The following is a 12,661-nucleotide window of genomic DNA, read 5'->3' on the forward strand; positions in this document are numbered from 1 at the left end:
TTTAACCCTACCTGCCTCAATATCGCTTTTTTTATCCCTTTAGTAGCTTGGAAGGAACAATGATTGATCGGTTTCCACTTTTACATGAGAGCCTATCCCACCTATGGAAATCAACCATTTCCTGTGGTATCACTGGCATTGTCATAAAACCCATTGATATGTCTATATTAGCACGTGTAACACGTAAACAATAAAGAAATTATTCGATAAAAAAATAAACCAAAGCAGCTAGCTACGTTTAGCTGCTTTGATTTATTTTCTGTGGATCTGTTGTCTATCCTCACGACTGCGATAAACTGGATATTTCCCAATCAACTGAACTGGAAATGCTCGCTGTTCCAGTAGTTTGATTGCTTCGTTCAAATTCGGGTCTGTTTTTTCGATTTCCACTTCAATCACGAAAAAGTATTCGCCTAATGAGGTTTTTTGCGGTCGCGATTCGATTTTAGTCAAATTAAGGTTTTTCTCTGCAAATACCGCAAGTACTTGATACAAAGCACCTGGTCGATTTTCTGGTAAATCTACAAATAAAGTTGCTTTATGTGCATTGACCGGTAACTTAGATGCAATCGGCGAGGAACCTAATAGCCAAAAACGGGTTTCATTGTTGCGGATCGATTGGATATCTTGTTGAACGATGGTCAAGCCAAACTGTTCAGCGGCTTCTTTAGGTCCGATTGCCGCTATTTTTTGTTCGGGATGCTCAGCAACTTGTTGGGCGCCTTGTGCGGTCGACCCCATTTGTTCGATTTCCACGTCAGGAAACTGTTGTTTCAAAAAGACTTGAGATTGTGCCAATGCTTGTGGATGACTACAGATTTTTGTTACTTCTTGCCACGTCTGTTGATGCTCAGGATGGACCATCAATTGTTGCTTGATCGGCAAAACGATTTCGCCTTGGATCGTTGGCAAAGTTTCGTAAACATGGTCCAACGTCGGTAAAACGGACCCTTCGATAGAATTTTCGATCGGGACCATCGCATAATCCACCTCATGTGCGATCTGCGCATCGATCAAATTCGTTAATGCTTGATAAGGAAACCAATCGCCTTCGTTGAAATAATTTTTTACGGCACTATATGTGAAGGAACCTTTTGGACCGAGATAACCAATTTTCATCGATTCATCACCTGCTTTATGATTTCTGAGACAACTTCTGCTGGTGATTTACCGGTTGTTTCTATCGTAAGATCTGCTACTGTTTCATAGTGTTTTTTTCGCGAGAAAAACAACTCTTTCAACTCTGCATCGTCTTTTTCAAGTGCCAATGGCCGGGCTTGTTTGTGGTCTTGGCGGATACGTTTGACCAAAAGATTGGGATCAGCTTTTAAGTAAACGACCAGATGATCTGCCAGTAAACGCTGATTTTCTTCTTGTAAAATCACGCCGCCACCTGTCGCAATGATCGCTTCTTCTTGCAATGATGTTTGCAACAGCTTCGTTTCTTCTTGTCTGAAGGCAGCTTCGCCATGTAATTCAAAATACTGACTGATCGAACAGCCAAATCCTTCGACTAGTTTTGTATCCATATCGATCAATGGTTTCTTTAGCTGCATTGATAGCTTTCGACTGATCGTTGTTTTACCGGCGCCCATAAAACCGATCAGTACAATTGCAGCCATTAGTTTTTCTCCTTGATCAGACTAGCTAGATCCGTAAAGAATTCGGGATAAGAAATATTTACCGCTTCCGGATGGTTCAATTCAACTGGTTCATCGGTCAATAATGCAGCAATCTGTAGCATCATGCCAATGCGATGATCGCCATGACTATCAACAGTTGCCCCATGTAGAGGTGTTGGACCATGAATGATCATGCCGTCTTCTGTTGTTTCAATAGATGCGCCCATTTTTATCAATTCTTCCGCTGTCGCATCGATGCGATTCGTTTCTTTGACTTTTAATTCTTGCGCATCTCCGATGATCGTCGTTCCTTGTGCTTGTGTCGCAGCTAATGCCAAAATTGGCAGTTCATCGATCAATCGAGGAATGATTTCTCCTTCGATCGTACATGCCTGTAATTTGGCAGAACGTACCATTAAGTCAGCGGCTTGATTTTGTTGATCAATCTGCATTTCTTGGATGGAAGCACCCATGTCGTTCAGCACATCTAAAATCCCTGTTCGTGTCGGATTGATCCCCACTTGTTTCAGTAGCACTTCGCTATTTGGCAAAATACTTGCAGCAACGAGATAAAAAGCTGCTGAAGAAATGTCACCAGGCACCGCCACGTTTTGTCCAACTAAGCGTTGTCCGCCAGAGATTGTGATCACTTTATCTTCTACCGTGATTTTTCCACCAAACTGTTTGATCATTTCTTCTGTATGATTCCGTGATTTTTCTTTTTCGATGATCGTTGTCTCGCCATCTGCTTGGAGTGCCGCAAATAAAATCGCTGATTTGACTTGCGCACTGGCAATTGGCATCTCATATTCAATTGGTTTCAAAGAAGCACCAGTCACTCGTAACGGTGGTAGATCGGGATGTTCGATGCCTTTAAGATCTGCACCCATTTCTCGTAAAGGATCCATCACTCTTCCCATTGGTCGACGATTCAATGAGTCGTCTCCAGACACTTCTGCTGAAACCTGACTGCCGGCTAAAATCCCTAAAAGCAAGCGGATCGTGGTCCCAGAATTACCTGCATCTAATCGCTCGGCTGGCGTTTGTAATCCCTCTACGCCATGACCATAGATATGGATTTGCTCTTCTTCTTCGACTATTTTTACTCCTAGTTGTTTGAATACGGAAATCGTACTCAAACAATCTTCTGCTTTTAAAAAGTTCGTCACCGTTGTTTTTCCGTGACTGATCGCACCGAACATGATACTGCGATGAGAAATCGACTTATCTGCTGGAACTGTTAGTTCTCCTTTGATCCCATGTGTTGCGTTAAGTAATTTCATTGTCTCAACTCCTGATCCAACAGTGAAAATTTTCCGCTTGAATCAATGCTTGTCCTTTTTCCAAATCTGCTTGATTTTTGAAGGATAATTCAAGGACTCCGAAAATATCTTCTCTAGTTTCTTGTATTTTTAAATTGATGATTGAAATATCTGCTTGACTTAATGCTGTAGTCACCTTGGCGACTGCACCGGAAATATCCGGGATATCGACATATAGATCATAAAATGCCGGAATCGTTCCTTGCCGTTTCTTCGGCAACTGGTCTCTTATTTGCTTGGCTTGTGCAAAAAAACGATGGATCGCATACTCATCATTTTTTTCAAGTTGTGTTTTCAACGTTTCCATGGAGGATTGCCACTCTGCTAATAAGGACAGCATGATTTCTTGATTCGTCAGTAAGATATCTGTCCACATTTTAGGGTCCGAAGAAGCAATTCGAGTAATATCCCGAAAGCCTCCCGCTGCAAGTTGCGATGCTCTTGGATGTTTTTGATTGAGCGCATCGCTTGTTTGTACCAACCCAGCAGCCACGATATGGGGCAGATGGCTCAAGACACCGACGATTTCGTCATGATTTGTTGCTTCCATCAAAACAAATTTTGCTCGCGTCGGTTCCAGTAGTTCCATCAATTCATCCACGCGGTCACTCTCATGATCATTGGTCAATATATAGTAGGCTTCCTCAAACAAATTGGGATTGCCGGCTTTGACTCCTGATTTATGTGAGCCTGCCATTGGATGACCACCAATAAAAGTAAAAGGTAATTCTTTAGCCGCAGTCATGATTGCCGCTTTCGTACTGCCCGTATCACTGACCAATACAGATTCCTTTAACGGAAGTGTCGCTAAGCGTTGCAAATAATCCAAACTAACTTGTACAGGGACCGCGAGTAAAATGACATCCATTTGACTCGCTTCTTCGATCCCAGACACGAGATGATCGACTAGTTGGACTTCCTCTGCAATTTTTCTTGTTTCTTCAGAATGATCCCATCCGTAAAGCGTCACATTTGATCCTTTGATTGCCCGACAAAGCGAAGCACCAATCAGACCTAAACCTAAGACAAATACCTTTTTCTTCATAGGGTCACCTCTTCTAAAAGTCTTGGATCATCTGCCGATGACTGGCAACAGATTTTTGTAGTTCATGCATGTTATCTGCTGGAAAGTGTTCAAGTATTTCCATAGCAAGGGCCGTTGCAATCACATGCTCAGCAACGACAGAAGCTGCTGGAACAGCCGTACTATCTGAACGTTCAACACTTGCTTTATACGCTTCCTTCGTGTCGATATCAACACTCATCAATGGCTTGTAAAGTGTCGGGATCGGCTTCATCACACCGCGAACGATGATTTGTTCGCCATTCGTCATCCCACCTTCAAAACCACCTAAATGATTCGTCGTACGGCGGTATCCATGTTCTTGATCCCATGTGATCTCATCCATGACTTTCGAACCTGGTAAAGTGGCTGCGTCAAATCCGATACCAAATTCCACTCCTTTGAACGCATTGATACTAAGCATCGCTTGTGCTAATTTGCCATCTAATTTTTTATCCCATTGGACGTAACTACCTAATCCAGCGGGTACATTTTCAACACGAACTTCGACGACACCACCTAAGGTATCCCCTGCTTTTTTAGTATCATCGATCAATGTTTTGACTTGTTCTTCGATTTCAAGATCGACCATATTGACTTCAGAGATCGTTGTTTTTTCCTTGATGACTGCCACAGGAAGCTCTTCAGGGATCGTTGCTTTGATTCCTCCAAGAACCGCTACATGACTGGCAATTTCGATATCTAGTGCCGCTAGGATCTGTTTTGCTAAAGAACCGATCGCTACACGCATCGTCGTTTCTCTCGCTGAAGATCGCTCTAACACATTTCTAAGATCTTGGTGTTGGTATTTCATCCCGCCAACGAGATCCGCATGTCCTGGACGAGGTTTCGCTACGCGACGACGTGTGACATGTTTTTCTTCGATGGGTTCGACTGACATCACTGTCTGCCAATTTTTCCAATCTTTGTTTTCCACGATCATCGTGATAGGCGAACCAAGCGTTTTACCATGGCGAATACCTGATGTGATCTGTACACGATCTTTTTCGATCTTCATTCTGCCCCCACGACCGTAACCGCCTTGTCGTCTCGCAAGGTCTTCATTGATTTTTTCAAGTGAAACTTCTAAACCTGCCGGAACACCTTCAATAATGGCAGTAAGTTGTGGTCCATGTGATTCTCCTGCTGTTAAAAAACGCATCTAATTCGCCTCCTCTAAATAGTCTTTCACAGATTCAAGCGGGATTTCTTGAATCCTTGCTTGTCCGATCTTATCTAATAAAATGATTTTCAATGTCTTCCCACGCGCCTTCTTATCGTGGGTAATCGCATCATAAAGGGACTGTTCTTCCCAAGGTTGATAGTTGATTGGCAACTGATATTTTTCAATCATTGCAATCAATTGATCTGTGATTCCAACCGGTGATTGTCCCATTTTCTCAGCTTGTTTGGTGATTTGCACCATCCCGATCGCTACGGCTTCACCATGACTGATTTGGCCATAACCAGCAGTATTTTCAATCGCATGGCCAATCGTATGCCCAAAATTCAACAACAAACGGCTTCCGTTATCAAATTGGTCTTCTTCTACGACTTTTTTCTTCACTCGCAAGGCTTTTTCAATGACTTTTTCGCTATTCGCTAGTAGATCGGCAACTCCTGTTAAACTTGCCAGATCTTGCCACAACGTTTCATCACTGATCGCCCCACATTTGATGATTTCTGCGATTCCCTCTTGGATTCTGCGCTCTGATAAAGTCGTTAACGTTTCTGGATCGATCAACACACCGTCTGGCTGGGCAAATGTCCCGATCATGTTTTTCGCCATAGGGGCATTGATCGCTGTTTTTCCGCCAATACTTGAATCGACTTGTGCCAGTAAAGAAGTTGGGATTTGCACAAAAGAAATGCCTCGCATGTAAGTAGAAGCAACGAAGCTCGCTAAATCGCCAATCACTCCTCCACCAAGCGCAATGACTGCATCACTGCGCGTAAATTGTTCTTTTGCTAAAAACGCATAGAGTTCCGCTGCCATGTCGAATGATTTGCTGTTTTCTCCAGCTGGAACTACATAATGGACGACTTCGTAGCTGGTTCGCAATTGTTGACAGACTTTCTCGCCATAGATCGGAAAAACATTCGTGTCACTGATGACTGCGATTTTTTTATTTTTCCAGATTCCTTCAAGCCACTCAGATACATGGTCAAGTGCGTTTCGTTCAATGATGATCTCATAGCTTTTTTCTGGTAAGACAACTTCTAACATGTCGCTCCTCTTTTCTATAAGGCTTTGATTTTATTCATCGCTTCAACTAAAATCTCTACTTCTGCCATCATTCTTAGGTAGTTCTTTTCATTCAATGACTGCTGTCCATCTGACCATGCGTGGATTGGGTCAGGATGGATCTCTACGATCATTCCATCTGCGCCACTAGCAACTCCTGCTCGAGCCATTGGTGAGACAAGGTCCCAGACTCCTGTGCCGTGACTAGGGTCAACGATGATCGGGAAGTGACTTAATTTTTTGATGATCGGTACAGCACTTAGATCGAAGGTATTACGTGTGGCTGTTTCGTACGTACGGATGCCACGTTCGATAAAAATGATGTTTGGATTGTTTTGTACCGCAATGTATTCCGCCGCATTCAGCCATTCTTCGATCGTTCCTGAAATCCCACGTTTCAAGCCAATTGGTTTGCCAGTTTTACCAACCGCTTCTAGTAAACGGAAATTTTGCATGTTTCTAGCACCGATCTGGATGATATCTGCGTATTCGCAAACCACGTCAATGTGCGCTTCATCCATCACTTCAGTAATGACTTTCAAACCGTAATGATCCGCAGCTTTACGCATCATTTTCAACCCTTCTTCTCCTAATCCTTGGAAAGCGTATGGTGATGTTCTAGGTTTGTAAGCTCCACCACGTAGGATCGTTGCGCCACCCGCTTTTGCCATACGAGCAGTTTCCATGATTTGTTCTTCACCTTCTACTGAACAAGGGCCAGCCATCGTCACAAAACTGCCATCACCGATTTTCACACCATCTACATCAACGACTGTATCTTGAGGATGAAATTCTCTAGAAGTTAGTTTGTACGTATTGGAGATTTTTACAGCACGTTCTACCATATCGTATCTTTCGAATGGCACATCTTGGATGATTTTAGGATCACCGATCAATCCTAAAACAAGGCGATCTTTGCCTTGGTTGATTTGGACTTCTAAGCCCTCTTCTTTGATACGTGAAAGTACTGGTTCTAATTGGTCTACTTCAATTCCTGGTTTAATAATCAAAATCATAAGATAACATCCTTTTTATTTTTATTTTTTTTAACACTGTTTAAGCACTCGATCGACAGTGGAAAATCGTTTTTTTGTTTTCTTAAAATAACTCGTTGAAAAATGAACTACTGTGTTTCTCCTTTCGTTAGGTATAAAAAAAGCCCGCCGTAGACAAATCTACAGTGGGCCTGAAAAATTCTAACAAAAAAGCCACTATAGATTTTCATCTATGTGGCGGACAAGTCATCTCAAACATCCTTAGCCATCATAGATACAAACGTTGTGTTTGCACCCATGAGTCTCATGAATACAAACCTATCTAAAATAGCTAAAGTAATACGTATTCAGTTGTGAATTCAATGTGATTTTCATAAGAAATCGCTCCAAACTGATTTAAGATTGGTTTAAGTATAGATTTCTTTCTGAAATAAGTCAACTACTTTTTCAAATCTTTTTTCTTTTTGTCTCACTGCCGTTTTCGACGAAAGATATTTTTTAATGCCCTTAATGATTTTTCCGTTGACAAAAAATGCGAACATGTGTTCTAATCAAGTGGAAGAGGTGACTGTTATGTTTAAAAATCAAAATCCCATATTTGACTATCAGAAAGAACCTTCTAGAGATATTTTATGTATTGATTGTAAGTCCTTCTATGCTTCTGTCGAATGTGTCGAACGAGGATTAAATCCGTTAGAAGCAAAGCTTGTCGTGATGTCCTATCCTTCAAATTCTTGGGAAGAACGAGGAAGCGGGTTGATTTTAGCTTCAAGTCCGGAAGCAAAAAAAGCGTACGGTATTACGAATATCAGTCGTGCGCGAGATCTCCCCTTTCCTTACCCAAAAGATTTGCACATTGCGCCACCACGCATGGCTTATTACATGGAGAAAAATAAAGAAATCAATGCAATCTATAAAAAATATGCAGATGAAGCCAATCACCATGTCTATTCGGTCGATGAAAGTTTTTTAGATATCACGAACAGTTTGAACTTATTTGGTGTAAAAACAGCAAAAGAACTTGCACAAATGATCCAACAAGACGTAGTGGATCGCACTGGCATCTACACCACTGTCGGTATTGGTGACAATCCATTATTGGCAAAACTAGCACTAGACAATGCCTCAAAAGATTCGCCAGATCGGATTGCAGAATGGCGCTATGAAGAGGTCAAAACTACCGTTTGGCAGATTCCCAAGCTGACTGACTTTTGGGGGATCGGTCGGAAAATGGCCGTACGCTTGAATAACTTAGGGATCGATACTGTCTACGACTTAGCTCACGCAGACTACTATCGCCTAAAAAGTACGCTTGGCGTGATCGGTACACAACTTTATGCCCACGCTTGGGGGATCGATCGTAGTTTTTTAGGCGAAAAATACACACCGAAATCAAAAAGTATGGGAAATAGTCAAATATTGAACAGAGATTATACTCGACGATCAGAAATCGAAATCGTCATCAAGGAAATGGCGGATCAATTAGGAACTCGCTTACGGCGTGCCGAAACAAAAGCCCAAGTGATCAGCCTTTGGGTCGGTTTTTCACTAGGATATATCGATCCTTCTGGCAAAAGAGGCTTTCATCAACAATTGAAAATCCCGGCGACCAATTCGAGCCATGAGCTAGCCGAGGCTTTACTCCGCATATTTGACCAGCATTACAAACGGCAGGACATTCGCAGCATTGGCGTCAATTGCTCACAACTCGTTTATTCTGCTGGACTACAATTGAATCTTTTTGATGATCCGAAAGAACAAATGAATCATGCGAAAGTGGACTTTATCGTGGATAAAATACGACAAAAATACGGATTCAAAGCGATCGTCCATGCCCATAGTTTACTGGAAGGTGGTCGAGCAATCGCCCGTAGCTCGCTTGTCGGCGGTCATGCAGGCGGAATGGCTGGTATTGAAGGTGAAGGACATGCGACGCACGAAAAAAGAATTTCTCGATTACAATGAATACCGCGATCGCCCCTTTGGCTTGAAATGGGGGACCGCTTTTGCTATGGATGAATTAGTCAAAGGGATCGATGAAAACGCAGAAGACGCCCTAAAAGACCTCCCTCCTCAATCGCAGATGAAGAGAGAAGAAATCGATCAAGTCCTGTTACAGTCCTTTCTCTATCGTCAAAAAGTGACTATCCAATTAAATACAAAAGATGAATTTGGCAGGTATTTAGAAAATATTGAAGGCGTATTTTTTGGTGAAAGTGATGAAGAATATATGACAATTGACCAGTACCAGATTCTTTGGGAGGACATTCGTCACGTTGGTTTAAAACAAGAAACAAAATGGTTTGACGTTAGTGACAACAAGACACATGACAAACAAAGTTTTCGCCCCATCGATTGGAACAATCCAAAGCAACAAGTTGAACTGCAATTGATCAAAGATGAATTTTATCAAGCTTTTGAAGAGGAAAATGAGTAAAATGGAGGTGCTGCCGATGACAATGGTAAAGAAACATTTCGAGACTGTCATAATCACTGCTTATATTGCCAAGCAAGAAATTACGATCCAAACAAAAAACGGACAAAACCATAGAGGAGCGATTCAAAAAAAGATGACAGAAGACGGTTTTTACGTAAACGGGGGCTTCATCGCTTGGGATGAACTTGATTCAATCGATTTGGAAGAAGAATATTTTCATTTTTGGAAAAACATCGTCAAACAAGCAATTAACTAGTTCATCCACCTATTGGACACCTCGTCCATCATTGAACGTTCCTTTCTTTCAGCCTAAAAAGCGTCAACCGATAAAAAATACAAACGGTTGACGCTTCTATCAGTAAAGCTAGAAAGCTTCAGTTCAAATAGTTTGGATCAGACAATAAAGGTTTTATTTTATTTGTATCGATAATAAATTCTTGGGTTCCCATAGCACCAGGTGCTACCTCATATTTATCAAAGAAGATGACCAACTGATGTTCTTTATTGATATAAAAATTTGGATCTTTTGTTAATAAAAATGAGCCATTATCCTCCAGAGCAAAGTAAGTTGATTCTGGATTTTTTTCTATCCGTCTTCTCATCTGTTCTTCAATTTCTTTTGAAAGAGCACTGAGATAATCATCACTTTTAAATAATAAAGGCAAGGACAAAACTACTTTATTTTGTTTATCTAGCGTATCAAATTGATTTTTCGTTTGTGTACTTGCTATGGTCTGCTCGATTGAACGATCAATCACTAAAAATCGTTCATCATTGACCAATAGGTGATATCCACCTGTTGTATCGATTTGTTGCCCGTTTTTCTTGAGTTCTTTTATTCCTTCCTCATAAGCCTGTTGGCCCTCTGCAAGATATTTTTGATTCAGCTGATCATGGATTTCTTCTTTCCCCATTATTCTAGGAATAGCAATCGTGACACCTGATTTCTCTTCTTGGAATGAATAGGTTTTCCCAGTAATGATAGAAACCAATTCTCCTAGAATAGGAATTTCTGTCGCCCATACGCGAAAGTCTCTATTTTGAACACCTGCAAACAAAATAAATATTGAGCAGACGATACCCAAACTGATACGACTAACATTTTTCACTTGTCGTTTCACGCTCACTTTTTTCTTTGCGATCATAAAACGCTTGAAAAGCTCTTCTTCTAATTGTTCAGGTATTTCATTTGCATGATACGCCTGATCCATCATGCTTATTTTTTTCTTTGCTCCTCCCATTTCGCTACCCACTCTCCTTTATTTTAAAATTTCTTTGTAATTATCTAGCGAGCGATACATTTTTGTTTTCACAGTACTCTCATTTAAATTTAAAATCTGAGCAATTTCTTTCAATGTAAATCCCTCAAAAAATTTCAAGATAATGATCTCACGTTCCGGACTGGGTGTTTGGCTCAACAATTCTCGTAATTCCATATAAGAAACATCATTTTGAAAATCGATGAATTCAAGACCTTGATAATCTTCCAATTCAAAATTTAATGGAATTCGTTTATTCTTACGCCAATGGTCAATTGCTGTTCGAACTAGGATTTTATAAAACCAAGCTTGAAAATGATCGATTTTCTTTACCTTTGAGAAATCCATCAATGCTTTTTGAAAGCTATCTTGGATAACATCCAACGCATCTTCTGAACTGTGCGTATAACTATAAGCGATTCGGTACATTTTTTGATATTGTGTTTCAATCAACTGTTCTAACTGAGATTCATAATATTTGACTCGCTGCTTTTTTGCTATCCGATTGAAAATATTAGACACCTCCCTATCTCATAAAAAAACAATTTGCATTGATTTTTTATCTCAAATAATAAATATAACCTAGAGCTTTTGTAAAATCTTTGTTTGCTTCCTGACTTGTTCGCGCATCTTCCCTTCTCTGTGACTCATTTATCTCTATCTCCCGTTGCTTTTCTTCTCGGATCGAAAATGTATCCATTGAATACATCAATAAAAAAAGGCTAGTAAACAGGAACAATAAGATTAAGAAAATTAGCTCTATCGTTAAAAATGAATAGTTTTTTTCATGTTTCATCCGCTCACTCCACTTTCTTTTTTTATACTTAATTAGACGATCGTTTTCTAAGAAAAGTTTCAAAAAGATTAACTTTATTTTGAACATTCCTATATTTTAAATTACTATTTCCACACAAAAGACAGGTTTGTGAGATTCTGATACAAGTATTAAGCTCCGATAAAAAGCACCAAAACCCAACAATTATTCATCAATGGATTTTGGTGCTTATTTATGTAGTATTCCACTTCTAGAAAACTATTTATTCGTTTTTAGCAAGAGATAGAACGAATGACCAGATCTTTTCAACTTAACATTGTATAAACGCTGCGAATCGAAGAAACCTTTGTTGACATAGAGAGAAACCCACAAAAATTTGAAAAGCAATCTTGTAGGTTCCTCCTTATTTCTCTGGGCTGAACATATTGCGCCCACAACTAACTGCTAGTTCTCTATCAGTTTTTGATTTTTTTTAGGACTCGTTCTAACCGTGGTCGATTATATCGTTGGATCATGATAAATGGAAGATTAACAACAAGCGCATAAATCACCATTACCCATCCTGCCCATGCAGGATTCCATAGAAAAAAGAGAAAAGCAGGTGGAATCAAAAACCAATGAGTCAATTCTGCTCGTTGTGTCTCAATCACAAATTGTTTCAGAGATTCAATATTATTGTTCGCTAGTTTTGACTTGTCAAAACCATTTTTAGCAATGACGGTCCCATCAGGTAAGCGGTCTTTCCACGCTTTTATTCGAAATTTTTTTTGCCAGAAGTCACCGCTTTTCTCAAATGAAAAAGGGCGGAACCATCGCTTATTTCTTTCAAAAAAGCCATCGTCTACCTGACGAAGTAAGTAAGAGATCCCTAAATGGATAACCAACCACGCCAAGATATCAACGAGAATCAGGCGGAAAGGAGTAAAGTAAATCAGCGGCATAA

13 protein-coding genes are annotated in these 12,661 nt (G+C 40.4%); 3 read left to right on the forward strand and 10 right to left on the reverse strand.

The annotated features are described in order from the left end of the window. Positions 1–252: 252 nt before the first annotated feature. From pheA to aroF, 7 genes are read right to left on the reverse strand one after another with little or no spacing between them, the layout of a single operon-like run. On the reverse strand, positions 253–1,119 hold the full coding sequence (gene pheA / locus JZO83_RS09905; protein ID WP_206855460.1) for a prephenate dehydratase: 867 nt from the start codon (positions 1,117–1,119) through the stop codon (positions 253–255). Next, the gene (locus JZO83_RS09910) at positions 1,116–1,622 is read right to left on the reverse strand and encodes a shikimate kinase (RefSeq protein WP_206855459.1); all 507 of its coding nucleotides are present in this window, start codon (positions 1,620–1,622) and stop codon (positions 1,116–1,118) included. Before JZO83_RS09910 ends, pheA begins: the two co-directional genes overlap by 4 nt. Further along, positions 1,622–2,905 carry a 3-phosphoshikimate 1-carboxyvinyltransferase gene (gene aroA / locus JZO83_RS09915; RefSeq protein WP_206855458.1) on the reverse strand — a complete coding sequence of 428 codons (1,284 nt, stop codon included), beginning with the start codon at positions 2,903–2,905 and terminating at the stop codon, positions 1,622–1,624. The genes JZO83_RS09910 and aroA overlap by 1 nt, the downstream gene beginning before the upstream one ends. Positions 2,906–2,909: 4 nt before the next feature. Beyond that, positions 2,910–3,989 (reverse strand): prephenate dehydrogenase, encoded by a 1,080-nt coding sequence (locus JZO83_RS09920; protein ID WP_207115645.1) that lies wholly within the window; start codon positions 3,987–3,989, stop codon positions 2,910–2,912. A gap of 13 nt (positions 3,990–4,002) precedes the next feature. Then, entirely contained in the window at positions 4,003–5,169 is a 1,167-nt protein-coding gene (aroC, locus tag JZO83_RS09925; RefSeq protein ID WP_206855454.1) for a chorismate synthase, read from the reverse strand. Further along, the gene (aroB, locus tag JZO83_RS09930; protein WP_206855450.1) at positions 5,170–6,234 is read right to left on the reverse strand and encodes a 3-dehydroquinate synthase; all 1,065 of its coding nucleotides are present in this window, start codon (positions 6,232–6,234) and stop codon (positions 5,170–5,172) included. Between the two features lie 14 nt (positions 6,235–6,248). Beyond that, positions 6,249–7,268: a 3-deoxy-7-phosphoheptulonate synthase gene (gene aroF / locus JZO83_RS09935; protein WP_206855448.1), complete on the reverse strand. Its 1,020-nt coding sequence runs from the start codon at positions 7,266–7,268 to the stop codon at positions 6,249–6,251. 552 nt (positions 7,269–7,820) lie between these two features. Between aroF and JZO83_RS09940 the strand changes: the two genes are divergently transcribed. The 3 genes from JZO83_RS09940 to JZO83_RS09950 are packed head-to-tail and all read left to right on the forward strand — an operon-like array spanning position 7,821 to position 9,940. Next, a complete protein-coding gene (locus tag JZO83_RS09940; protein ID WP_207115646.1) occupies positions 7,821–9,212 on the forward strand; it encodes a Y-family DNA polymerase in 1,392 nt (463 codons plus the stop codon). Continuing rightward, positions 9,175–9,684 (forward strand): hypothetical protein, encoded by a 510-nt coding sequence (locus tag JZO83_RS09945; protein WP_206855445.1) that lies wholly within the window; start codon positions 9,175–9,177, stop codon positions 9,682–9,684. The genes JZO83_RS09940 and JZO83_RS09945 overlap by 38 nt, the downstream gene beginning before the upstream one ends. 16 nt (positions 9,685–9,700) lie before the next feature. Next, entirely contained in the window at positions 9,701–9,940 is a 240-nt protein-coding gene (locus JZO83_RS09950; RefSeq protein WP_206855443.1) for a hypothetical protein, read from the forward strand. 118 nt (positions 9,941–10,058) lie between these two features. Here JZO83_RS09950 and JZO83_RS09955 read toward each other — a convergent pair whose 3' ends face one another. The 3 genes from JZO83_RS09955 to JZO83_RS09965 form a co-directional block, all read right to left on the reverse strand. Beyond that, positions 10,059–10,925 (reverse strand): RsiV family protein, encoded by an 867-nt coding sequence (locus tag JZO83_RS09955; protein ID WP_206855441.1) that lies wholly within the window; start codon positions 10,923–10,925, stop codon positions 10,059–10,061. 18 nt (positions 10,926–10,943) lie between these two features. After that, positions 10,944–11,465, reverse strand: coding sequence for an RNA polymerase sigma factor (locus tag JZO83_RS09960; protein WP_206855439.1), 522 nt, complete (start codon positions 11,463–11,465; stop codon positions 10,944–10,946). 708 nt (positions 11,466–12,173) lie between these two features. Further along, positions 12,174–12,659 carry a glycosyl-4,4'-diaponeurosporenoate acyltransferase gene (locus JZO83_RS09965; RefSeq protein ID WP_206855436.1) on the reverse strand — a complete coding sequence of 162 codons (486 nt, stop codon included), beginning with the start codon at positions 12,657–12,659 and terminating at the stop codon, positions 12,174–12,176. Positions 12,660–12,661 lie beyond the last annotated feature (2 nt).

It is taken from the genome of Enterococcus sp. DIV1298c (genome assembly GCF_017316315.1).
Taxonomy (GTDB): domain Bacteria; phylum Bacillota; class Bacilli; order Lactobacillales; family Enterococcaceae; genus Enterococcus_B; species Enterococcus_B mangumiae.

Excerpts from the sequence above, each read along its gene's own strand:
- JZO83_RS09965 (WP_206855436.1), bottom strand. The coding sequence starts at position 12,659 with ATGCCGCTGATTTACTTTACTCCTTTCCGCCTGATTCTCGTTGATATC.
- pheA (WP_206855460.1), bottom strand. The coding sequence starts at position 1,119 with ATGAAAATTGGTTATCTCGGTCCAAAAGGTTCCTTCACATATAGTGCC.
- JZO83_RS09955 (WP_206855441.1), bottom strand. The coding sequence starts at position 10,925 with ATGGGAGGAGCAAAGAAAAAAATAAGCATGATGGATCAGGCGTATCAT.
- aroA (WP_206855458.1), bottom strand. The coding sequence starts at position 2,905 with ATGAAATTACTTAACGCAACACATGGGATCAAAGGAGAACTAACAGTT.
- JZO83_RS09950 (WP_206855443.1), top strand. The coding sequence starts at position 9,701 with ATGACAATGGTAAAGAAACATTTCGAGACTGTCATAATCACTGCTTAT.
- JZO83_RS09940 (WP_207115646.1), top strand. The coding sequence starts at position 7,821 with ATGTTTAAAAATCAAAATCCCATATTTGACTATCAGAAAGAACCTTCT.
- JZO83_RS09910 (WP_206855459.1), bottom strand. The coding sequence starts at position 1,622 with ATGGCTGCAATTGTACTGATCGGTTTTATGGGCGCCGGTAAAACAACG.
- aroC (WP_206855454.1), bottom strand. The coding sequence starts at position 5,169 with ATGCGTTTTTTAACAGCAGGAGAATCACATGGACCACAACTTACTGCC.
- aroF (WP_206855448.1), bottom strand. The coding sequence starts at position 7,268 with ATGATTTTGATTATTAAACCAGGAATTGAAGTAGACCAATTAGAACCA.
- JZO83_RS09945 (WP_206855445.1), top strand. The coding sequence starts at position 9,175 with ATGCGACGCACGAAAAAAGAATTTCTCGATTACAATGAATACCGCGAT.
- aroB (WP_206855450.1), bottom strand. The coding sequence starts at position 6,234 with ATGTTAGAAGTTGTCTTACCAGAAAAAAGCTATGAGATCATCATTGAA.
- JZO83_RS09920 (WP_207115645.1), bottom strand. The coding sequence starts at position 3,989 with ATGAAGAAAAAGGTATTTGTCTTAGGTTTAGGTCTGATTGGTGCTTCG.